Genomic DNA, 22,521 nt, shown 5'->3' on the forward strand with positions numbered 1-22,521 from the left:
ATGATTAAAGTAGTTGCGCCTATGGCTGGAATAACTGATGCTGATTTTTTAAATAGGGTTATTCCATTAGGTTTTGATGTGGCTACTTTGGGGGGATACAGTTTAGATGCTCCAACAATTGAAGCAAGCAAAAAGATTATCGCTCGTGGAAGAAAGGAATTTGACTTTCCTTTAAACGATATCTTTTCACACATTGAAAGAGAGGTTGCTTCAATCAAAAGGGTTCACAGCAATGTAAAGGTATCAGCAAATGTTAGGTCAACAACTCCTCAACCAATAATTGATGTTGGGAATATTCCTGATTTGGATATAGTTGAAATTAATTGTCATTGCCGCCAAGACGAGATTTTAAGTATTGGTTGTGGACAAGAAATGTTAAAAAGGGCTGATTTGAAAAAATTTATTTCTCAAGTTGTTGACAATGTTGATTGTGAAGTTTCAGTTAAAATCAGGGCTAATGTAGATGGAGTAGATACATTGGCTGTAGCTTGTTTAATTGAAGATGCTGGTGCTGATTATTTGCATGTTGATGCTATGAAAAAGGGAGTTTTCGATGCAGATTACAGTCTTTTAAAGGAAATCTGTAATAATGTTCATATTCAAGTTATTGGAAATAATTCTGTTAACAGCGAAGCCAATATTAAAAAGATGATTGAAACTGGTGTAAACGGTTTTTCAATAGCTCGTGGGGTTATTTCCGGTAATTTAGATTTTAATATTTCTAATTTTTAATATTTTTAAAACAATTGTTATTAGAAAACATTATTAATGGTTTAAAATAAAAATTATTTCAATAGGTGATTACATGGATTTTATAACTCTTAAGAATATTACCAAAACTTTTGATGGTGTTGATGTTCTTAAAGATATTAATTTAAAGATTAGTGAAGGAGAGACTTTAGGTATTTTGGGAAGAAGTGGAAGTGGAAAATCTGTTTTAATCAATATGCTCAGAGGAACACTCGATTACAAGCCTGACGGTGGACAAATTTTAATCAATGTTGCAGTTTGTCCTGATTGTGGTATTGTCGAGTCCCCATCTCATGGCGGCAAGAAATGCAGCTGCGGAGCAACATTTGAAACTCAGGAAGTTGATTTCTTCAATTGTGAAAGGAAATTGTTTGCAAGCATTAAAAGAAGAATTTCCATCATGTTGCAACGTAACTTCGCATTATATGATGAAGAAACAGTTATCGAGAATGTCATGAGGGCAATGGGTGATGACAAACAGTATGAAGAAAAGATTTACTTCGCTTTGGAATTATTGGAAATGGTTCAGATGAACCATAGGATTACTCACATTGCACGTGATTTGAGTGGTGGAGAAAAACAGAGAGTTGTACTTGCAAGACAATTGGCTAAAAACCCTATGATGTTTTTAGCAGATGAACCGACCGGTACTTTAGACCCGCAAACTGCGGTAAAACTTCACAATACTTTAAAAGAAGGTGTGAAGGATGAAGGAATTACCATGTTAATCACATCTCACTGGCCTGAAGTAATGGTTGAACTTGCAGATGAAGTAATCTGGCTCGAGGACGGTCAGATTAAACAGGAAGGAAACCCTCAGGAAGTTGTAGACAGTTTCATGGAAACAGTTCCTATTCCTAAAAAACCGGAAATCCCTGAGTTCGGTGAACCTGAAGTTGTTCTTGAAAATGTTAAAAAACATTATTATTCAATTGAACGTGGTGTTGTAAAGGCTGTTGACGGTATAAACTTAACAATTAACAAGGAAGAAATCTTCGGTATTGTAGGTTTAAGCGGATCCGGTAAAACAACCACTACCCGTATGTTAATGGGATTGACCGAACCAAGTAGTGGAGATATTCAAATCAAACTTGGTGATGAATGGATTGACATGACCAAAGTTGGTCCTCTTAACCGTGGACGTATCATGCCTTATATCGGATTATTGCACCAGGAATATTCTTTATATCCTCACAGAACCATTTTGGGTAACTTGACTGATGCTATCAGTTTAAACTTGCCTGCGGAGTTCGGTAAAATTAAAGCTATTCATGCATTGACCACTGTTGGTTTTACAGATGCAAACGCTCAGTTAATTTTGGATAAATATCCTGACCAGTTGAGTGTAGGAGAAAAGCATAGGGTTGCACTTGCACAGGTTTTAATAAAAGAACCTAATCTCATCGTCTTGGATGAACCTACAGGTACAATGGATCCTGTTACACGTGTTGTCGTAACCGATTCCATTTTGAAAGCCCGTGCAGAATTGGAACAAACATTCATTATCATTTCTCACGATATGGACTTTGTTTTAGATGTTTGTGACAGGGCAGCCTTAATGAGAGGAGGAAAACTCCTTGATATAGGCACTCCTGAAGAAATAGTTGACAAATTAACTGTAGATGAAAAAGAAGACATGCTTAAAGAACATTAGTTCTTCTTATTCATTCAATATTTTTTTTATTTTTTTCCATTCCGGACAGAATTCGTCCATTAATTTTTTAAATTTTTTGCCGTGATTGAATTCAATCAGATGGCACAGTTCATGTATCATCACATATTCAAGACATATGGGATCTTTTTTTGCCAGATTCAAATTCAGTGTTATTCTTTTGTCCTGATATCTGCAGTTTCCCCAATTTTTCATGTTTCTGATTTTCACTTCAGATGGTGTTTTTCCGACGATTTTTGTGCACTTGTCCAAAACAGGGGGTATGGCCTTTTTCATCTCGCTTCTATAAAATTCTGCCAGTATCTTTCCTCTTTTTTCAATTGTGCTTCTTTTTGGAATCGGCAAATACAGGATGGATTTTTCTTTATCCACCAGAACATGCTTTATGTTTTCATTTGAGATTAGCTGCATTGTGTATTCCTTTCCCCAAAGGTAGTGTTTTTCGCCGTTGTCATATTTCAGAGGTGCTTTGATGTTATTGTCTTTTATGTATGATTGTTTTTTTAAAATCCATTCTTTTCTGGATTTTACAAAATCTGCGATATCTCTGTCGGATAAAAACAGTGGCGCAGAGATTTTGACTTCACCGTCTGGGGGCAAAATGCGCATATACATGTTTTTAATGTTTTTTCTGTGTAATGTGATGGCTATTCCTTCAATAATTGTTGTTTCTTTTGTCATTTTAAAAACCTGATTTATTAACCTGATTTTGGTGTTGCAGATAGTATGGTATGGTATATTTATAAGTACTATTTTTGAATATTATATATTTTTCTCACAAAAGATTATATATTTAGTATTTCAATAAATTATATTATTATTTTGTAATTTTTACTATTATTGTTCGGAGGTTTATTATGACTTGGGAAGATGCGCCATCTCATATTTGCAGAGGCGGGGATGTTAGAGGATTGGCTTTTTGTTGCCCTCCAGTCAAACCATGTCCAGTTTTAAATGCATTACAGGAAGTTAACTTAACTCCTCAAGAGTATATAGATATTAAAATTCAATTCGGAAAAGAAACCCGGTTAGGGGAAGGTGCCGGAACTTGTTTCGGTTCACTTATTTGGTGTTGCAAACCATCAAAACCTTGTCCGTTAAGGGACATGACTTTAAGGAATATGGGAATGAGTCATGATGAATATTTGGACTTGAAAAAGGAGCTGTCCGAAAAGTTGGTTGGCGTTAAAAAACCTGATCCTGATGAACGAGCAGAAGCATTGGCTGAAACATTCCATGTAAGTAAATTGGAAGCCATGAATGTTTTAACCGAATGCAATAATGATTTAAGAGCAGCTGTAAAAGTTTTGCATGCAAGATCTCTTGAAAATTCTGATTAAAATGGATTGGACTTCTCTTTATTTGAAAACTTCAAATTTAAATGTTTTTATTTTGGGAACTGGTGAAGTTGCAACCAGGCGTGCCAATAAATTTCTAGACCATGGTGCCAATGTAAGGTTGGCGGGAAACAGTCTGTCAGATGAACTGGAACATAAGGGGGCTGTCTTGTGTTCAACTGATGATGTCGACGATTTGGTTGAGTGGTCTGATATTGTTGTTGTCGCCAGCGGTGATGAAGAGATGTGTGATTATGTCTGCGGAATAGCTCACGACAAATTGGTCAATAGGGCCGATTTTCCACAGAAAGGGGATGTTATTGTTCCGACAAGTTTCAATATTGGAGAAATTGAAATATCTATTTTTACAAACGGCAAAAGCCCGTTGATGGCTCGTCAGTTAAGAAAAAAGATTCAGTCAATAATCACTGAAGAGGATATTCTGAAAATAGAGCTTCAGGATTATGCGCGCTCAATGTTAAAGGAAAATCTTGAAAACCAGAAAGAGAGGAGAAAATACCTTTATGAAATTTTTGAAGATGAGCATATTAATGATTTGATTGAAGAGAGAAAACTTGATGAGGCCAAGGCTTATATTGACAATTTAATAAGGGGATTAGAGTGATACTTAATTTAAGGGTTGACCATAAGATGGCTGATATTCAGTCAATGGAAAATATTTCAAAGGAAATGGATGAGCTGTTCTGGAAACTCCAGGAAAAATATTCCGTTGGAGAATATGTGGAGATTTCAACATGCAACAGGAAGGAATACTACATTAACAATGACAACATTCCGGAAGATGATGAACTGCTCTCCCATGAAAATCAGAGCATTCTAATTGAATATGGTCAATCAGCGGTTATGCATTTGCTGCGTATGACTTCAGGTCTGGAATCCATGATTGTCGGTGAAGACCAGATTTTGGGTCAGGTAAAGGATGCAAAGAATAAGGCAGTAAAAAATCATCACTGCGGAAAATCCCTCGATGCAATTTTTACAAAGGCCATTCACGTTGGCCAGGTTGTAAGAAACAAGACCAACATTAACAAGGGGTCTGTTTCAATCGGTTCTGCAGCCATTGATCTTGCAGAAAAGCATATCGGCAGTTTGGATGACAAGTCAGTTCTTGTTATCGGTGCCGGAAAGATGGGCAGATTGGTTGCCAAGGCGCTTGCAGAAAAGGATTTGAATGCTATTTTTGTTGCAAACAGAACTTATTATGTTGCAGTTGACCTTGCAAAGGATTTGGGTGGAGAAGCTATTTTATTCAATGATTTGGAAGAATATTTGGCCACTGCGGATTTGGTAATAAGCGCAACCAGTGCTCCACATGCAATAATTGATAAAAAACGTCTGTTAGGTATTGAAAGGGATTATGAAAGCTTGATGATAGTTGATATTGCAAATCCTCGTGATATATCTGAAGATGTCTGTGAATTGGGTGTTAAATCTTTCAATATTGATGATTTAAGGGAAATTGCTGATGAAAATACTCGCCTCAGAATCAAGGAGTTCGGTGAAGCTGAAAACATCATCGAAGAAGAGTTCCTTTTACTTAAAGAAAGCTTCAAAATAATGGAAGTTGAAGAAATTCTTGGTAATTTAAGAGCATCTATGGAAGATATAAGACAACGTGAAACTCAAAAAGCTAGTGTTAAGTTGGCTGATATAGATGGCAGTGCAAAAATTCTTGATAATTTAACAAATTCCATTGTCAATAAGATATTCTTTGACATTTCCAAAAATGTTAAGGCAGCCGCAAAGGATGAAAACAAGGATATTATTGAAGCTGCAGAATACATTTTCGATTCAAAATAAGGATGTTTTATTCAAACATCCCTTTGATATCCTGATTTTTTATTTTTGTTGATTTTATTGCATAGTCAATATTGGACATGACAATCATGTTGGAATCATTGGCTATTGCATTGTGAAGGGCGGTCTTCAGAATCTTTTCTTTAATGTCCCTTCCGGACAGTCCTTTGGTAAGTTTGGCGATTTTATTCAAATCCAAATCGTATTTCAAAGGCATTGTCTTCAGATTTTTTTCAATGATGGCTAATCTTTCTTCATCATCAGGCAGACTGAATTCGATTTCCTCTTCAAATCTGCTTCTCACAGCATAGTCAAGTGATGTCGGATTGTTTGTAGCTCCAATTGTTATTACTGATTCATTTTCACTTATTCCGTCCATTTCGGTTAAAAGTGAATTTACTATTTCTGAAACGTCTCCTCTTAGAGACTGAAATGACCTGTGAAGTGCAATTGCATCAATTTCATCTATGAATATTATGGATGGTGAATTTTCGCTTGCTTTTTTAAACAAATCGTGGATTTTAGATGCACCGTCTCCAACATGGTCGCCTATCAGTGAAGTTGCCTTGATTAAATACAATGGAACATCAAGCTCGTTGGCAAGGGCCTTGACAAGCATGGTTTTACCGGTACCGGGAAGTCCGTAAAAGAGAATGTTTTTCGGTGCCCATGGTCCGAATGTTTCGGGGTTTTCCAGATATTTTGTTATCACCTTGACCTTGTTTTTGGCATTTTTCTGTCCAACAATGTCTGAAAGCAGTAATTTTGATTTGATTTTTGATTTATCGTTTAATTTGTTCAATTCGTCTGTTATAATCTTGATTTTTGTCTTTTCAGAAATTATGGAGTTGTTTGGTTTTGCGGTTACTATCTCAAAACCGTAATCCGGGATGATTTTTTGATCAAACAAGTGTGATTTTTCGCATACCTCCAATCCCAGCCACTGTTCACGGGCATATTCTTCAAATAGCTTGGTGTTGGTAATTTCTATATCTTCGTCCATCAAATTGAATTCAAATGGATAACCAACAGGTTTAACTACAACAAGCTCAGCATAGTCTTTGTTTTCATTATCTTTAATGACCGGTTTGGAATTGGCTGATTTCATCTCTTGTTTTTTGTTGTCACTTTTCAAATCATCACCTCCTATGGCTCAATTTTAACATTTTTCTTATTTGTTTTAATTATTTAAATAGTTGTTGAAAGTAATATATCTATTGAATGGGAGTATAGTTTATGAGTTTTAGAACAAGAAGAGTCGTATTCATGACGCCATTTTATATGCTGTTTGAATTTTTCCTGCTTAAATACACATTGGCGCTTTTGGGTGATGTCAGTGACATCTATTTGATTTTACTGACTGTGGTTATTGGTCTGCTGCATGTTGTGCCGATGTTTTTTGAGGCAAAAAAGTCAACACCTATGGGCAGGATGTGCCAGACGGTTGACGGCGTTTGGATGTGGGCATCATTGATGTTTCTAATTGATATAATAATCATTTATGCTCTTGGCATGTTTGTTGAGTTGCCTTTGATGATTAAAATTGCATTGTTGGCTATTGTTCCGATTTTAGGCATTTACAATTATTATAAGGCTCATAAACTGGTTGTAAATGAAAAGACAATCGTGTTGGATAATTTGTCCCGTGAAATAAACATTGCTCATTTGTCTGATGTTCATTTCGGTTCTGTAAGGCACAGGGAAGTCATTAAAAAGGTCGCAGATAAGTTGAAGGAACTTGAAGATACCTGTGAAATAGCCATCATATCTGGTGATTTGGCCGACGGGTCATCTGTTGTTGAAGAGGATGATTTTTGTGAACTTAAAAAGGTCAATATGCCTATAATATTCACTCCGGGAAATCATGATTTCTATCCTGGTCTTGAAAATGTCTTCAGAGCATGCAAAAAGGCAGGAATCATTATTTTGGATAATCAAAGCTTTGAATTTGAATGTCTTAATATTTTCGGCTTGACATTCAGTTTTGAGGATAGGGCAGTTCCAAAAATTGATGAAACACTTATTCGTGACGGTTTTGTAAACATCATAAATTATCATGTCCCCTATTATTTTGATGAGTTTTCCAAAATTGGTTTTGACATCCAGCTTTCAGGCCATACTCATGGGGGACAGTTCTATCCTGCAAAAACCTTTGCAGAAAGATTGTTCGAATACAATATGGGTCTTTTCAAGAATGATTTGGGCAAATATATTCATGTGACAACAGGTGTCGGTTCAATGGATACTCCAATGAGATGGGGAACCGATTCCGAGATTGTCGTTTTGAAATTGAAAAAGAGAAATTGAATATAAGTTTTTAAATGACTTTCATCTAATATTAACTTAGGTATTTATCATGGCAATAGAAAATAATCACAATCACTTTTGTATTTACTGCGGAGCGAAAATAGATTCCAAGCAGAATTTCTGTGCGGTATGTGGAAAACCGGTTTACAAGGATGAGCCTGAAGTTCGAATCCATCCTTCAAAATATAATGCTAAAATTGAGGAACTGGCTCAGGAGTATGATGTCAAACAGGCAAGAGCTAGTGAACTGGTTGAAAAGCTTTTCGATCCAAATCACCTGGCTTATGAGAGATTTTCAGCTTCAATAAATAAATCCAACAATCTTTTTGATATTCAATTGGGAATTGCAAAAAAGATGGCTGAAATAGACGTTGATGAAAATCCTTTTGTTGAAAAGGAAATGGAATCCAAACTGGTTACTCTGCAGACTTTCATCGACAAGATGGATGATTTGACAAATGAACTGATTATTCATTTAAGTTCAAATAAACAGGATAATGATGATATAAATAATCTTTTTAAGGATATGGATGATTTAATAGATTCCGTTAAGGATTATTAAATCATGCTTTCATATATTTCTTTCATTTTAAGTGCGTCAACATCTCTTAAAGGTGTTTCGCAGATGATATTTGCCTTCCAGCCATTGTCAATAAGATTTGCCAGCAAATCCTTAATGTTCGGACCGTATTCATCACTTTCATCAAGCGTGTGGTGTTTCACTTCACCATGATTTGAATATTCTATGGTTGTAAAGTGACAGTGCAGGCGGTCAATGTCAAGCTTGTTTTCGATTGTTGAGAATATGCAGTTGTAATCGTCTTTTTTTGTTAGAAATCCTCTTCCACGGGCATGGATATGGGCAAAATCTATTGTAGGTTCGAAATGATCAAATGTTGCACACAAGTCAACGATTTCTTCGATGTTTCCCTGTTGTGTTCTTTTGCCTGTGGTTTCAGGTGCGAATGTGAACTCCTCGATTCCTTCAGCTTCAAGTTCTTCAAACAATCTTCTAACTGTATCTTTTGATATTTCCATCGCCTTTTCAGGCTTTCTGTTCAGATATGCTCCTGGGTGGAATACCAGTCTGTAGGCGCCCATCCATTCTCCTGCACGTGCCATTGAAACGAGATGGCCGAGACTCTTTTCAAGCTTGTCTTCTTCCTTTGCACATAAATTAATATAATATGGACCATGCATTGAAATCAGAACGTCATTCTTTTCGGATTCCTTTTTCAATGTGGTTGCAGAACTTTCACCAATCCTTACTCCATAGGGGGATTGATATTCGTATGAATCAAGTCCTTCCTCATGGATATATTTCGGAGCCTTATATGCCGCTCCCTTATAATTGACAGGGCTTCCTGCAGGACCAAAAAGTACATCATGTTTCATTTAAATCAGTTAAAAAAATAGTAAAAAAAGGGGAATTTAGAATATTCCCATAGCTTTGTTGGTTTTTGCAATTGACTTTTCGTTGTCACTTTCCATTTCAAGGAGTGCACGAATCGCATCGATGTTTTCAGGAATTACGTCAGATTCCTGGTGTACAGCTTGCATGTAGAACAGTTCATTTCCAACGACATTGATGGATTCTTTCCATACTGGAATTTCATATAAGTCGTTTCTGTTTCTTCCAAGCTCTTTAGCATATTCCATAAGCTCAGCGGTTGAACCTAAACCTTCTTCAGCTGACACTACAATGACTCTTGAACGTTTTTCCAATGCTTCAACGATTTCTTCGGTTTCAACATCGTTGTTGATTTCAACCATGATGTTGTGTTGGTGCATCAGGGTAGTAGGAACGAGCAATGCCATTGTGGTTACATCAATGCCGTTCATTACGGTCTTTACGTCAGGACCGTGGTGGGAAGGCACTTTTGGAGGGTTAGGAACAATTGCGTTGATTGGACCCTTTTTGATTTCTGATGGGTCTGATCCTCTTCTAACCATTACTGCCCTTACTTTTTTAATGTCTGCAATAGGGTCAATTGTTGATAATGTACGGGTGAGTCCGGTAGTGTTACATGAAACTACTCTTGTGTAATCTGCACCGTATGAATCATCATAATTTGAAATAGCATTAAATGAAAGACCGGTCAATTCGTGGTCTTCTCCACCTTGATAAATAGCTTTAACGCCTGCTTTTTTATACATTTCAAGATTTTGAGGTCCGATGCTTCCAGGTGTACAGTCGACAACAACATCTGCTTCCCGAATCATGTCTTCAACGGTACCGGCTATTTCAATTCCGGCGTCTTTAAATAATTGTTCTCTTTCCGGAATTCCAATGTATAACGGATAGCCTTTTTCTTCAACTGCAGTTCTTGCTTCGTAGTTTGGTCTAGTTTTACTTACACCAATTACTTTCATATCATCCTGAGCAGCTACTGCATCAGCCACTCTTTTACCGATGGTTCCATAACCATTAATTGCAACAGTTTTCATTTTAATCCCTTTTTTATTTATAATAATTTTAAAAATATTATTATATGGATTAAAATTTATTGTTTAAGTTATTTATAATTTGATATTTGAAAATTAGAAAAAAATAAAAAAAGAAGTAGAATTATTCTACTTTGAATCCAGCTTCTTCGACAGCTTCGTTAATGTCTGCATCACTTACTTCGCCGGACATTGTGATGGTGGTGATTCCGGAGTCCAAATCTGCTTTGGCGTCATCGATTCCATCTACGTCTTTTAAGCAAAGTTCAACAGCGTTTACGCATGATGGGCAGTGCATGCCCACTACTTTAATTTCTTTTTCAGCCATTTTTATTCACCTTTAATTGATATGTAATAGTAGGTCATCGGATTATTTAAATTTTTAGTATGCCTAACTTTTTGATGTTTTGTAGTTGACTAATGTAGAGGAATAAATGATGACAATAACGGACCCGATATTGTGAACCAATGCCCCTTCAATCGGGTTTAGACTGCCCAGAAGAGCCAATGCCATTGCCAGGAAATTCAATCCGAGGGAAAATGCTATGTTGAGGTTAATTGTCTTTATTGTTTTTCTGGCAATAGATATTAAATGAGGCATATCTTCAATGTTGTCGTTGATAAGAGCAATATTGGCGGCATCAATTGATATGTCGCTTCCAATGCTTCCCATCGCTATTCCGACATTGGCCTTTCTTAGGGCAGGAGCATCATTTATCCCGTCGCCAATCATCGCAATCTTTTCGTCATTCATCTGTTTTTGTTTAATGTATTCGCTTTTATCTTCTGGAAGGCAATTGAATCTGGCGTTGTCGACGTTGACTTTTCCTGCAATGTATGAGCCGGTTTTTTCGTTGTCACCTGTAAGCAGTGTGGTCTTTATTCCCAATGTTTTCAATTTTTCAATTGTGCCTTTTGAGTTTTCTCTAACGACATCTGTTAAAATGACTTTACCAAGCATTTCTTTGTTTTTGCACACATATATTGCTGTTTCGCCGTTTTTCAATTGATTGTTATCATCAACGGCAATGTTTTTGTCTTCAAGAAACTTTCTGTTTCCTGCAATTATTGTATCGCCATCGATTTTTCCTTTCACTCCCTTTCCAAGATTAAGTTCAAAATCAGACACTTCGGCCAAATCATTGCCGTTATAGTGTCTTACAATTGATTTTGCCAAAGGATGTTCTGATTTTGACTCGAGAGATGCGAGTAGATACATCATCTCTTCTTCGTTGACTGATTCTATTTTGGTTACTTTTGGTTTTCCATATGTCAATGTTCCGGTTTTGTCGAATATCAATTCGTCAATGTAAGCTAGCTCCTCTATTGATGATCCGTCCTTTACCAGAATTCCATATTTTGTGAGATTTCCGATACTTGCCATAATCGCTGTAGGTGTGGCAAGCACCAATGCACAAGGACAGAATACCACCAGAACGGTAACTGACCTTGTTATTTCAAAGGTTATCAGATATATTAATATTGCTGCAGAAAATGCTATTGCAACAATCAATGCTGCCCATTTGTCTGCGGTCTTTACGATTTCTGCATTTTCGGGTTTTGATGTTTCAACCAATCTGATTAATTTTTGTAGGGAACTGTCCTGGCTGATTTTTGTTGTTTTCATTTTAAATGATCCGTAGAGATTTATTGTTCCGCTGTAAACCTCGTCATCCTTTATCTTGTCAACGGGCATTGATTCGCCTGTCAGCATGGACTGGTCGATTGATGTTTCGCCTTCAACAATTATTCCGTCAGTTGGTATGTTTTCGCCTGGAAGAACTTTTAGGATGTCTCCGACTTGTACTTGTTCGACAGAAATTTTTTCTTCGATTTTGTTTCTAATTCTTGTTGCAACTTGAGGTGTTAGTTTAACAAGTTCCTTTATTCTTCCTTGAGTTCTGGATACAGTATATTCTTCTAAAAATCCACCGATTGCCATTATTGTTGCAATTTCACCTGCTGCAAAAACTTCTCCAATAATAATTGAAGCTATTATTGCTATGGATACAAGCAAATCCGCCTTTATGTCGAATTCACTTACTAATCCTTCAATACATTCTTTTAATATCGGTAATCCACAGAGTATTACTGCGACCCAAGATAGATAATCGAGTGATTGAGTAAAGCTTGCAATAAGACTTGCTGTGGACACAATTATTAGTAGTAAGTCAATCTTTTGACTTTTGTCTAATTTGATTTTCATATTAAACAGCCCCAATAGTATAGGTATACCCCATAGGGTATAGTATAATTTGAAAAAAAATTATAGTCGTGAGTAGTATTCCATTATTGTTGAAATGTCACTCAATGCGTCATCTGCATCACCCTGTTCAATTGCATCTCTGACACAATGTTCAAGGTGTCCTTCAACTATAATATGGCCAACTTTATGTAATGCGGATTTTGATGCGTTTATTTGCATTAATATCTGTTCACATGGAATGTCTTCATCAATCATGCGGTCAATTGCATTGATCTGTCCGATGATTTTTTTAAGTCTTCTATGTAAATTTTCACTGTCCATACATTCTTTCAAATTAACACAACCTATACCTGCTAGGGTATATGAATCTTTTAGTATATAAATGTTTGGATGGCGAAAAAAATAAAAAAAGAAAAGGAGGAAAACATCAAGACTATGCTTGATTTTCCATTTCCTCAAATTTAGCTGGGAAATATTCGTCTACAACGTATTCTAACCCATATTTTGAGAAAGATTGCTGTTCTGCTTTCTTACCGATTTTAAGCATCTTTTTAATTTCAGTTTGCCAGAAATCAGTTTTATACCTTGGGTCTTTTGAAAGCTCTTTCAGTCTCATGACGTCAACATCTTTGAGTTTGTCTGTTGGAAGGTCATAGTTGATAATGTCTGATGCTGTTACTCCAATGAATTTCGCATCAGGAGTAGCTAACTGACTGTTAACGTGAGCTAATTTTGCACTTCCAGAAATGATAACCTGTGCAATGTGGAATCCCCAAGGGTCTCCGTCGTTACAGATATAGACTGGCAAATCAAGGTCGTGGTTAACCCTTTTAATGAATCTTCTTGTAGCACGGGCAGCCTGTCCCTTAAGCCCGACAATCAAACAGTTGAATCTTTTGTGAGCATTTTCCTGCACGAGCCTGTGGAACATTCCCATGGTTTCCACTGCCAATACCTTATCGACATTGTGGTCTAAAAAGTCCACCTGGTCAATTGTTGGTGAGATTGTATAACCTGATTTTCCCATTTTGGCAGCATTGACTTCAGTACCTTCATCCAATAGGGTGAGGTCACCATAAACTGATGCTCCGTCTTCTTCCGGCATTAACCCTAACTCTTCACGAGTGGTTCCTAAAGTAACTTCCAAATCTTCTCCAACAATGTTTGATTCCTGCTGTGTTTTGAAACTGATTCCCCAACCTTCAGAAACGTAATACATCTCCCTGATGGTAGCGGTCTTTTCACGAGCTACAAGATCTTTACAGAAATTACCTACATAAACCATCTGGCCCAATTTTCTGATTTGCTTTACGTTACCGAGAGATCTTCTTCCGAATCTGTCTCCCAATACGTAGTATCTTTCTGCAGTGTCATAAATGATATTTCCGGTACCTCTGGATGGGACTTTAATGGAAGGAACTTTGTTTTTCTCAATATCTTCGATGATTTCCTGTCCTAACCCTGTAAGTTTATTAAGAGTGTACTCTTTTCTTTCTTCCTTATGTGATTTACCGCCTTCTGGCTTTTTACTCATTTAAATCACTACTCCTCAAATTCCTCTTCATTATCATCATTGTCTATGAAATTGTCTAATGTGGAACTGCCTGATTCGACAGTGCGTCCGAATTCATCAACCTCTTCCATGATGATTGCATCAAGTTCTTCCTCTTCCTCTTCTTCTTCCACTTTCTCTCCAAGCAATTCGGCAAGAGCCCTTTTGGTTACTTTTGCCAGAACCTCATGGTATTCAGGAACTCCTGTTTCACCAAGTTTTGCAGCTTCTTCGATAATTACAGGAACGTATTCTTCGAATACTTTTGAACGTTTTTCCTTTTCCTTGGCTGCTCTTTTGGCTCTGATATGCTTTTGAAGTTTACGTGCCAGTTTCATTGTGGCCTGTCTGATTTCGTGAACGATTTCAGGTTCAGGTGAAACACTTTGTTTTCCTGTTGAAAGGTAAGGTACCTGTGTTGAGATAATATTTACAAATAATGTCAATGGAGTGTTGTCCATATCTCTTAAACCGTAACGTTTCCAGTCGATACTTTTAAGGGCTTCTGTAATTGCACAGCTTCCTGCATCAAATGTCAATGGAACTCTGTTAGCGAACCTCATGATTTCTGATTTTCTTTTCTCGCTGACAACTCTTCCTGCATCTCCACCGTAGGCAAGACCCGCTTCAATAATGAATGAAACACCACCTGCGTATGTAACAGGTTTTCTTGTAATTGTCGCTACAAATTCAGGTTTAAGGATTTGTTTCATACCCTTTTCGATTTGTTCGGATCCGATTGGTATAAGTCCGTCGGTTGGCGGAGCCATGAATTTCATTTTCTTGAAGCAGTGGACAATAGCTTCAGCTTCAGGGAATGTCATTGCTTTCGGACGTTTGTTCATGTCAATTCCAGTTACCTCAGCAATTTCATCAACTCTTTTGTTTGACATTCTGGACATTGAAGAAGTCATCATACTTTTGTATCTTCTTTTGTCGGTATTTTTAGCCATTGTCATTAAGTCATCTGCACTTACACCTTTTGGGTGAGGCAATACTTCTTTTGGCTGTACTGGAACGACGTCAGCCGCTCTTTTAAAGATGTATTTGTGTCCGGATGGGTCCCTGAATGTAATCTTTGCATGAGGGTTTCCGATCATGGTTCTTCTGATGTATTCAAAAGCACCCTGTTCTGCCAATGAGTAGGACACGTCTTTGAATTGCAGTTCAATGCATACACCAGTACTTTCTGCTGGATAATCCTCTCTTTCCATCAGGATTCCACGGTTATTTTCAACATCCATCTGGAACTTCATCTTAACTCCCTTGATTTCATCGCCTTCCTTGTAGCATGAAATTACACGGGCAGGTTTACCGGTGGTCATCTGTGAGAGAAGTACACAACCACTACAACCTAAACCCTGCTGTCCTCTGGATTGGATGTTTCTGAATTTGGATCCTGCAAACATCATACAATATACCTGCATTACATAATCTTCAGGAATTCCGGGTCCGTTATCCTTATGTCTTAAAATATAATGTTCCTTATCAATACGTTTCAATTCAATATCGATATCAGGCAATATTCCAGCTTCTTCGGCTGCGTCAAAACTGTTTGTAATCAGTTCGTGAAATACAATAGTTAATGAACGAATTTTACCTGTAAATCCAAGCATCTGCTTGTTTTTTCTAAAGAACTGTGATGGGGTTAACCTTTGAAAGTCTTCTTCCCAATCAAGTCCCATTTGTTGTTCCGGGGCCAAAATTTTTCCTCCTTAAATTATATGTTTTAATGTATTATATGATATTATATTTAAATCAAATGAGAGAGCATTTGAAAAGTAATATTAATTCGGTGCCCTAGCTAGTTCGATTAAATATATGGTAAAATAATAATTAAAAAACATGTAAAAAATATAGTATTTACACTACACTATCTATATATGTTGGTTACAGTATATAAGTTTTTACTATATTTTTAATAATTCTTATAGCAATCTTTTATTAAAATTGATTTGGTTGTAGAATTGGTTTTCGTTTTGATTTTTTAAACTTTATCGGGCTTATTTTTCAAATTAAATAAAAAGTTGTACAGGTCTGTAAAATTGTTTTGGGTTCGTAAAATTGCTCTTATTTGATACTGGCTCCTTTAAATAAATTAAAAAACAAATAGCTTACTCATGATTTCAAAAAAAGATGTAATCAAATTCATTAAAAAAGTTCATCTCGAAGATGTGACTAAATCTTACAAGGATTTGCTGAAGGATAATCGGGGAGGATTTTTAATTCCATTTGAGTTCAAATTGACTGACAGAGATTATGAGCGCTATCGCCACCTTCCCATCAACTGGTCGATTGGTCCGATAACCAAGGAGGATTTGCCTGATGAGTTTTCCCAAAGGGCGGTCAAGACTGTTGACATGTTTCGAAGAAAAACTTTTGATTTGGATTACGAATGCTTAATCTATTTCAACATTCATTCTGGCAATATAGTTTCATGTGCTTTTTCGGACAATAGGCATGATGAGGTTAATGCAGTAATTTTTCCGGATTGTATTGAAGGAATGCATATTGCATCTATACATAATCATCCTCATCAATATTATTCACCTCCTTCAGGCAAAAATTTTGAGATGTTGGGTCTAGACTTTGAAGAATATGAAATAATTTCTGCTAAAAACAAATTATGGATTTTAGAATCAAAAGAAATGGTTTTTGATGATGAAATAATTCAGGATATTCGTAAAAAGGCTAATGAATCATTTCAATCTTATTTGCATGATGCTAATTTCGTGTTGGATAATGGTTATCAGGTCATTGATAATGTAGAAAGGGATTATGGGATTTTTCTGTTAAACTATTTAAATAGTGAATTTGAAAATATTAAATTAACCAAGGTGGATTTAAATGACTGATTTTGATTATAGGGGAATTCCAGTTCATGTTTCACGTGATGCCGGTTACAGTAAAATTGACTCCATTTCTCCTGAAAAACGAAAGAAAGCTAAAGAAAAAAAGAATAATTCAAATGTTAAAACCCGTATAGATGTGTTGGATGAGCTTTTTTCAAAAATGGGAGTTATAGTTCATCCTGAAAGAATGACAAATTGGTATGCATTTACTGATTAAAAAAATAGTATGTTAGGAGCTTTGGCTCCTAATAGTCTTTTTCATCGAAGTCGATTCCATCCTTGAATTCGATTTTATCATCTTCGATTCCGACTAAATCCTTGAATTCCTTCATTTTCAGTGTTTCTTTTTTATGCTCCAAAAAGCCATAAACGGATTTGTGTCTGGATCCGTTCAATATCATTTCAATGGCTTCTTTTGCAATCATGATGTTGTCCATCTCTCCAATCAGGGAAACGGTTTTACCATAAATCGCCATGTCAACTTCAGCCATTTCCATTATTATTTCACGTGTTTTCCCGTCTTTTCCGATAATTCTTCCTTTGTATCTTGCAAGGGCTTTTTTAGATTTTCCAATGTATAACGGTAAACTCAACACTTCAAGGTAAATGTCATCGCTGATTAATTTGAGTGCAACTTCAGGGTTGAATCCCCGTGCAATTGCCTTTACAATATGATTTGCATTCCAAACACCTAACGGGTCTTCCATGTCATCTCTAGGTGTGATATAAACTGTTCCATCTTCACTATCAATATCCAAAAAGGTTCCTGTCACTTTCTCAATGGATTTTTTTACTCCGCCATTGCTTCCGATTAATGCCCCCACTCTATTTTGAGGTATTTTTAAATAATCTGTTTCCGGCATAATTTTCACCTTTTATTTCTAATTGTTATTAATTATCTAATCCTAATTTTTTAAATGTTTTCATTGACGGCAATTCAAACATTGATGAGAACAGTTAAATATGATGTTAACTATATTTTACCAAGTACAGCAATTTTAAACGGAGGATGTGGGATGCGCAAGAATACTATATTTGCAATTTCTTTCTTTTTAATAGGTTTGGTGGTGTTGTTTTCATATCATTCTGGAGACCCCGTTCCTGGAGGAGATAAGTATAGGCTTCCAGAACCGAGGGAGATTGACATTAACGGCATTCCATTTGAAATCTCATGGGGATTTCTCGAGGATGAAAATTCACATGGCATTAAATATGGCGATGTCCTCTTAAATCATAATGCAACTGTAGCTGAGCGGACGTTTCACCAAAACGACATCATACTGCTTGACATCAAAGTCTATGACTTTAAAGGTAGTGATGTATCATATGAGGATTTGAATAAGCTGAATGACGGGTCCTGGCAAACCAAGTCAATCAATGGTGTTGACGGCATTTTTAAGATGGAATCTGTTGACACATATTCAGGTTTTGTTAAAAACACTCATCCAAGATATTATTTCACCTATATTAAGGACAATAAGCTTGTAATGATTCAGTGCGATAAGTTGAATACTTTAAATGATATTGTTGAATAGAGTTTCTTTTTAATCTTAAATTCATTTTTAAAAATCTGGAATTGTCCAAATTTAAATATTTAATTCTACAAAAATAATTTCAACAGTCAACAATTTTTTGAGGAATTTCAGATGGATTTGAAAAATAACCTGCTTTTAACAGCCTATACGATAATGGTTGGAATTGTGGCCGGATTGATTATATGGGGTTTTATTCGGGCAATGAACTTTGGAATTCATCTGTTGTGGGTTTATCTGCCGGGATTGATTAATTTCAAATATTATACTGTTGTTGTATGTCTGGCAGGCGGAATTATAATAGGTTTGTGGAAAAGCAGGTATGGTGACAGTCCGGAAGATTTAAATGAGGTAATTAAAACGGTCAAGGAGAATCACAGATACTCCTATGCCAATATTTTCCCGTCAATTGTATCTTCCATATTGCCGCTGATATTCGGTGCAAGTATCGGACCTGAAGCGGGTTTGACAGGCATTATTGCAGGGCTTTGTACTTGGGTGGGAGACAAATTGAAGATATTCAATGAGGAGCTTGAGGAATTGGCCAATATAGGTATTACCGCAACATTGGGTACGGTATTTGTCTCTCCGATGTTCGGTTTTGTGGAACCTATAGAAAATGAGCAAAGCAGTCTTCCAAAAACCTCAAAAAACATTCTGTATTTTGTAGCCATTTTAAGTTCCTTTGGAATATTCATTTTCCTCAATCATCTGACTCATAATCAGGCAGGTCTTCACTCAATGGGCACGGCCACATTGTCAAATCTGAATTATCCTGCTTTAATAGTGCTGATAATTTTGGGAATGATTCTGTCATATGTATATTTCTTAAGCCATCGTTTGTCCAAAAAATTATTTAAAAAGCTGGAGGGCAATTTCATTGTCAAGGGAGCAATTGGCGGTTTGATTTTAGGAATAATCGGAACTTTACTGCCTTTGACAATGTTTTCAGGTGAACATCAGATGTATATGCTATTGGATAACGGTGCCCAGCTGGGATTTGCCGTTTTGATTTTGACAAGTGTCGTGAAGATAGTTCTGACAAACGTTTGCATAGAAACTGGCCTTAAGGGTGGGCATTTCTTCCCACTGATATTTTCAGGAACCTCGATGGGATATGCTTTGGGCGTTCTTTTGAATATGGATCCGATAATTTCAATGTCTGTTGTTACAGCATCTTTCATGGCCAGCATTTTAAGAAAACCGATAGCTGTGGTATTGCTTTTGATAATTATATTTCCTATGAATTTGATTCCGTTGATGCTGGTGGCTGCTGTGGCGGCTTGTTTGTTGGATGTTCCTAAATTTTTAGAGGCTATGTAGGTTTGTTTGATAAATTGGGTGTTATCTAAACTTGGAATCCACATATTTTCGTAAAAACGATTTTTTACTTGCAGCTCTTCGGGCAGCATTTTTCTGTAATAAAATTTGGACCTAACTTAATATAAATTTGTATAATTTTAATGATGTGTTCAATATTATTTTATCCATGTAATATTGCTTTATACTTGAAAAATTGTATTTATTTCATTTTATTTACTTCATTTTGACTGTTTTGTTAGATATTTTTGATTTTAAGAATTATAGGTAGGTTTAAATATACAATAATACAAATTATATATATGTCTGAAATCATGTTGGGTTAGGGTTATTACTGTTAGAAATAACGTTAGTCAGCTAATATTTAATATGATTTAAATATAAATAGAGAATATAAAAAAGTAAAATAAAATTTGGAGAAAGTATTGTTCAATTAAGGAGGAATTTTTCATGATGTCTCAACTTGTGGAAATATTATTCGATGATTTAAAAGGTAATTTAGGAAAACAATACATATTATCCCTTTTAGATAGTAATAACCAAGAACCTGTCCATGGGAAAACTCGTTTAATGAAGGAATTGTTTTTCATATCTTTAAATGTTCCTGAATTAAGTAAAGAATTTGAATTTGAAGCAGACAACTATGGTCCAAGCAGTGATGTGATAATGGGATACATAGATGATATGAGTCAAATGAAATTAATTGCTGCTGAAAAAAGAAGCCATGGAAATGTAACTTACAGTTTAGGTGAATATGGAAAAAAATTCCTCGAACAAGAAAATTTAGACCTTGATTATGAATTAATCTCTGAAATGAAAATATTATGTCATGGTATAACTAATGATGAACTGTTGGCATTAACTTATTTTTCATTTCCGGAAATGACTGAAGAATCATTGGTAAAAAATAAAATATGGGCTAAACGTCAAAAGTTGGCATTAGGATTGTATAGTAAAGGCAAAGTTAGTCTTGAAAAAGCGGTCGAAATCTCCGGATTAAATTATAGGGAATTCCTAGATTTATTAAATTCTAGAAATATAAAAGTGGAGTTAGTATTATGAAACTAATGGACACTTCAAGCATGGTACTATTTTTAGAGTTTATTTCAGAATATGAATTTCTAATTAAATTTTCTGAATCAGGTGAAGTAATGATTATCACCGCACAAGTAGAAGAAGAATACAATGAGAAAAAAGATTCATCGATACAAAATCCAAATTATAATTTAGATAAACTATTAGAAAAAGAAATAATTATTAAAGAAACCTGTGAAATTAATGAAATATTCAAAAGAAGATACTTTAAATTAGGAATCGGTGAAAAAAGTATCATGAGTCTGGCTTTAGAATATCAAGAACATGGCTATGAATGTTATTGTGTTCTTGATGACAAATATGCTAGAGATGTTTGCCAAAAATTGGAATTGAATGTCAAAGGATCTATTGGATTACTAGTGCTTCTAAAAGAAAAAGGATTACTTGAAAATCCAAATGAAGTTGCCAATAAAATTCGCGAATCTCCATTCAGAATATCAAATACAGTATTGGAGGTATTAAATGCATAAAGTTAAAGTATCACATCAAGAAATAGATGAAGATTTATTCATTCGTTCTGAAAAACTTAAAATCAATAACAAAACATTAAGAACTCCAATAAAAGCAGTTAACATGCCTAGCTTAAGGAATGATGTTCCTTTAAACCCTATTGTTAAAGGTGTGAATGAAATCTTTAAAACATTCAAATACAAGGATATTAAAGGATATTGCACTGGTGAAAAAGATGAAACAAATATTTATAAAAGCATCAATACTCCATTAAATAAAACTGATAGGAATACTGAAGTCAACATATGTTTCATTCAATTGCCAGATTCACAATTGCCTCAAGACAATGAAATTGATTTTATAGCTAATGTTTCTTATGTTTACTCAGATATTACTCCATTACCCTTAGTTCAAAGTTTGTTTAAAGGTAATGATGGTATTAAAGATTTGGGAGTGTTAATGAGTTCATGCAAAAATGTATAGACTCGATTAACAGATTAAATAATAAACCTATACTTGGAATTATTCCGGGAACTATCCCCTCTCCATTAGTGGGATTCCTGATTGATTTTTATTATAAGAATGATATCACTTCATTTGCTTTTGATTTCCAAGGAAGAATCCATAAAAACTATGAAGTTCAAATCAGGGCTATGATTACTAAAATTTTAGAATTGGACATCTCCAACGAGTCTTTCCTATACTCCTGCAATACTCAAAGAGGAAAAGTAAGCAAAGGATCAACTATCATTAAAGGCAATGATATTGCGGTTTATAATTATGGTTTTGATGTGATGGGGGATTCTCATGTCAAATCTAAATGGCCCCCTGATGTTGCAAGAAAACTGAATGAACGTGCAGGTAATGATTTAAATATCAGATTATTTAATTCAGATGATTATGGGCATTATAAATTTTCAGATTTGGATGCTATTAAAAAAATGTATCCATTTAATGAAACTGCAATTACTTTAGATTGCTTTGACCCAGCTATCATAAAGCAAAGGGCAACAGATTCTCAGAAGTTGTTCAATACTGAACGTGTTGGATTGGAATTAATGAAATATAAACACATGTTAAACCGAAGTGAATCAACTTATGAGTATATCAATACTAAAGAACAAATTAGGGATTCTCTAGATAAATTTAGAGTGTATAGATCTAATTTGGATAAACTATTATAAT

At 35.5% G+C, this 22,521-nt stretch carries 25 protein-coding genes; 15 read left to right on the forward strand and 10 right to left on the reverse strand.

Features of this window, described 5'->3' with window-relative positions; all coding sequences use genetic code 11:
- Nucleotides 1-21: 21 nt before the first annotated feature.
- Both Q0W04_RS02930 and atwA read left to right on the forward strand, forming a co-directional pair.
- Entirely contained in the window at nt 22-732 is a 711-nt protein-coding gene (locus tag Q0W04_RS02930; RefSeq protein ID WP_366938623.1) for a tRNA-dihydrouridine synthase, read from the forward strand.
- A gap of 73 nt (nt 733-805) precedes the next feature.
- Nucleotides 806-2,404 (forward strand): methyl coenzyme M reductase system, component A2, encoded by a 1,599-nt coding sequence (atwA, locus tag Q0W04_RS02935; protein WP_298500225.1) that lies wholly within the window; start codon nt 806-808, stop codon nt 2,402-2,404.
- 6 nt (nt 2,405-2,410) lie between these two features.
- Here atwA and Q0W04_RS02940 read toward each other — a convergent pair whose 3' ends face one another.
- Nucleotides 2,411-3,103 carry a M48 family metallopeptidase gene (locus Q0W04_RS02940; RefSeq protein ID WP_298500228.1) on the reverse strand — a complete coding sequence of 231 codons (693 nt, stop codon included), beginning with the start codon at nt 3,101-3,103 and terminating at the stop codon, nt 2,411-2,413.
- A 176-nt stretch (nt 3,104-3,279) separates the two neighbouring features.
- Here Q0W04_RS02940 and Q0W04_RS02945 point away from each other — a divergent pair, with 176 nt between their 5' ends.
- The 3 genes from Q0W04_RS02945 to hemA are packed head-to-tail and all read left to right on the forward strand — an operon-like array spanning nt 3,280 to nt 5,580.
- The gene (locus Q0W04_RS02945) at nt 3,280-3,762 is read left to right on the forward strand and encodes a methanogenesis marker 9 domain-containing protein (protein ID WP_298500231.1); all 483 of its coding nucleotides are present in this window, start codon (nt 3,280-3,282) and stop codon (nt 3,760-3,762) included.
- Nucleotide 3,763: 1 nt separating this feature from the next.
- On the forward strand, nt 3,764-4,384 hold the full coding sequence (locus tag Q0W04_RS02950) for a bifunctional precorrin-2 dehydrogenase/sirohydrochlorin ferrochelatase (protein ID WP_298500234.1): 621 nt from the start codon (nt 3,764-3,766) through the stop codon (nt 4,382-4,384).
- Nucleotides 4,381-5,580, forward strand: coding sequence for a glutamyl-tRNA reductase (gene hemA / locus Q0W04_RS02955; RefSeq protein WP_298500239.1), 1,200 nt, complete (start codon nt 4,381-4,383; stop codon nt 5,578-5,580). The genes Q0W04_RS02950 and hemA overlap by 4 nt, the downstream gene beginning before the upstream one ends.
- Nucleotides 5,581-5,587: 7 nt before the next feature.
- Here hemA and Q0W04_RS02960 read toward each other — a convergent pair whose 3' ends face one another.
- Entirely contained in the window at nt 5,588-6,712 is a 1,125-nt protein-coding gene (locus Q0W04_RS02960; RefSeq protein ID WP_298500242.1) for an AAA family ATPase, read from the reverse strand.
- A 101-nt stretch (nt 6,713-6,813) separates the two neighbouring features.
- Between Q0W04_RS02960 and Q0W04_RS02965 the strand changes: the two genes are divergently transcribed.
- Together Q0W04_RS02965 and Q0W04_RS02970 are read left to right on the forward strand one after the other, a co-directional pair.
- Nucleotides 6,814-7,884 carry a metallophosphoesterase gene (locus tag Q0W04_RS02965; protein ID WP_298500245.1) on the forward strand — a complete coding sequence of 357 codons (1,071 nt, stop codon included), beginning with the start codon at nt 6,814-6,816 and terminating at the stop codon, nt 7,882-7,884.
- Between the two features lie 49 nt (nt 7,885-7,933).
- Nucleotides 7,934-8,446 carry a zinc ribbon domain-containing protein gene (locus Q0W04_RS02970; RefSeq protein ID WP_298500248.1) on the forward strand — a complete coding sequence of 171 codons (513 nt, stop codon included), beginning with the start codon at nt 7,934-7,936 and terminating at the stop codon, nt 8,444-8,446.
- On the opposite strand, the gene Q0W04_RS02975 is transcribed toward Q0W04_RS02970, so the two are convergent.
- The 7 genes from Q0W04_RS02975 to top6B form a co-directional block, all read right to left on the reverse strand.
- Nucleotides 8,443-9,279: a TIM barrel protein gene (locus Q0W04_RS02975; RefSeq protein WP_298500250.1), complete on the reverse strand. Its 837-nt coding sequence runs from the start codon at nt 9,277-9,279 to the stop codon at nt 8,443-8,445. The two genes, Q0W04_RS02970 and Q0W04_RS02975, sit on opposite strands and share 4 nt — an antisense overlap.
- Nucleotides 9,280-9,315: 36 nt before the next feature.
- Nucleotides 9,316-10,332, reverse strand: a complete 1,017-nt coding sequence (locus Q0W04_RS02980) for a phosphorylating glyceraldehyde-3-phosphate dehydrogenase (protein WP_298500252.1) — start codon at nt 10,330-10,332, stop codon at nt 9,316-9,318.
- A 121-nt stretch (nt 10,333-10,453) separates the two neighbouring features.
- Nucleotides 10,454-10,657 (reverse strand): heavy-metal-associated domain-containing protein, encoded by a 204-nt coding sequence (locus Q0W04_RS02985; protein ID WP_298500254.1) that lies wholly within the window; start codon nt 10,655-10,657, stop codon nt 10,454-10,456.
- A gap of 63 nt (nt 10,658-10,720) precedes the next feature.
- On the reverse strand, nt 10,721-12,535 hold the full coding sequence (locus Q0W04_RS02990) for a cation-translocating P-type ATPase (protein WP_298500256.1): 1,815 nt from the start codon (nt 12,533-12,535) through the stop codon (nt 10,721-10,723).
- Nucleotides 12,536-12,595: 60 nt separating this feature from the next.
- Nucleotides 12,596-12,868 carry a metal-sensing transcriptional repressor gene (locus tag Q0W04_RS02995; protein ID WP_298500258.1) on the reverse strand — a complete coding sequence of 91 codons (273 nt, stop codon included), beginning with the start codon at nt 12,866-12,868 and terminating at the stop codon, nt 12,596-12,598.
- A 100-nt stretch (nt 12,869-12,968) separates the two neighbouring features.
- Nucleotides 12,969-14,069 (reverse strand): DNA topoisomerase IV subunit A, encoded by a 1,101-nt coding sequence (locus Q0W04_RS03000; RefSeq protein ID WP_298500261.1) that lies wholly within the window; start codon nt 14,067-14,069, stop codon nt 12,969-12,971.
- An 8-nt stretch (nt 14,070-14,077) separates the two neighbouring features.
- A complete protein-coding gene (gene top6B / locus Q0W04_RS03005) occupies nt 14,078-15,772 on the reverse strand; it encodes a DNA topoisomerase VI subunit B (protein WP_298500415.1) in 1,695 nt (564 codons plus the stop codon).
- A gap of 435 nt (nt 15,773-16,207) precedes the next feature.
- Between top6B and Q0W04_RS03010 the strand changes: the two genes are divergently transcribed.
- Together Q0W04_RS03010 and Q0W04_RS03015 are read left to right on the forward strand one after the other, a co-directional pair.
- On the forward strand, nt 16,208-16,942 hold the full coding sequence (locus Q0W04_RS03010; RefSeq protein WP_298500264.1) for a hypothetical protein: 735 nt from the start codon (nt 16,208-16,210) through the stop codon (nt 16,940-16,942).
- Nucleotides 16,935-17,156 carry a hypothetical protein gene (locus tag Q0W04_RS03015; protein WP_298500267.1) on the forward strand — a complete coding sequence of 74 codons (222 nt, stop codon included), beginning with the start codon at nt 16,935-16,937 and terminating at the stop codon, nt 17,154-17,156. The genes Q0W04_RS03010 and Q0W04_RS03015 overlap by 8 nt, the downstream gene beginning before the upstream one ends.
- A 28-nt stretch (nt 17,157-17,184) precedes the next feature.
- Here the strand turns inward: Q0W04_RS03015 and Q0W04_RS03020 are convergent, their stop codons facing one another.
- Nucleotides 17,185-17,802: a KH domain-containing protein gene (locus Q0W04_RS03020; protein ID WP_298500270.1), complete on the reverse strand. Its 618-nt coding sequence runs from the start codon at nt 17,800-17,802 to the stop codon at nt 17,185-17,187.
- A gap of 54 nt (nt 17,803-17,856) precedes the next feature.
- Between Q0W04_RS03020 and Q0W04_RS03025 the strand changes: the two genes are divergently transcribed.
- The 6 genes from Q0W04_RS03025 to Q0W04_RS03050 all read left to right on the forward strand — a co-directional run bounded on the left by Q0W04_RS03025 (nt 17,857) and on the right by Q0W04_RS03050 (nt 22,520).
- Complete coding sequence (locus Q0W04_RS03025) at nt 17,857-18,474, forward strand: hypothetical protein (protein WP_298500274.1); 618 nt, start codon at nt 17,857-17,859, stop codon at nt 18,472-18,474.
- 111 nt (nt 18,475-18,585) lie between these two features.
- Nucleotides 18,586-19,794: a chloride channel protein gene (locus Q0W04_RS03030; RefSeq protein WP_298500277.1), complete on the forward strand. Its 1,209-nt coding sequence runs from the start codon at nt 18,586-18,588 to the stop codon at nt 19,792-19,794.
- A 447-nt stretch (nt 19,795-20,241) separates the two neighbouring features.
- The gene (locus Q0W04_RS03035; RefSeq protein WP_298500280.1) at nt 20,242-20,853 is read left to right on the forward strand and encodes a UPF0175 family protein; all 612 of its coding nucleotides are present in this window, start codon (nt 20,242-20,244) and stop codon (nt 20,851-20,853) included.
- Complete coding sequence (locus Q0W04_RS03040) at nt 20,850-21,356, forward strand: hypothetical protein (RefSeq protein ID WP_298500283.1); 507 nt, start codon at nt 20,850-20,852, stop codon at nt 21,354-21,356. The genes Q0W04_RS03035 and Q0W04_RS03040 overlap by 4 nt, the downstream gene beginning before the upstream one ends.
- Nucleotides 21,349-21,819 (forward strand): hypothetical protein, encoded by a 471-nt coding sequence (locus tag Q0W04_RS03045; RefSeq protein ID WP_298500286.1) that lies wholly within the window; start codon nt 21,349-21,351, stop codon nt 21,817-21,819. The genes Q0W04_RS03040 and Q0W04_RS03045 overlap by 8 nt, the downstream gene beginning before the upstream one ends.
- Nucleotides 21,804-22,520, forward strand: coding sequence for a hypothetical protein (locus tag Q0W04_RS03050; RefSeq protein WP_298500289.1), 717 nt, complete (start codon nt 21,804-21,806; stop codon nt 22,518-22,520). The genes Q0W04_RS03045 and Q0W04_RS03050 overlap by 16 nt, the downstream gene beginning before the upstream one ends.
- Nucleotide 22,521 lies beyond the last annotated feature (1 nt).

Origin of the sequence: uncultured Methanobrevibacter sp. (genome assembly GCF_947170395.1) — an archaeon.
Lineage (GTDB): Archaea > Methanobacteriota > Methanobacteria > Methanobacteriales > Methanobacteriaceae > Methanocatella.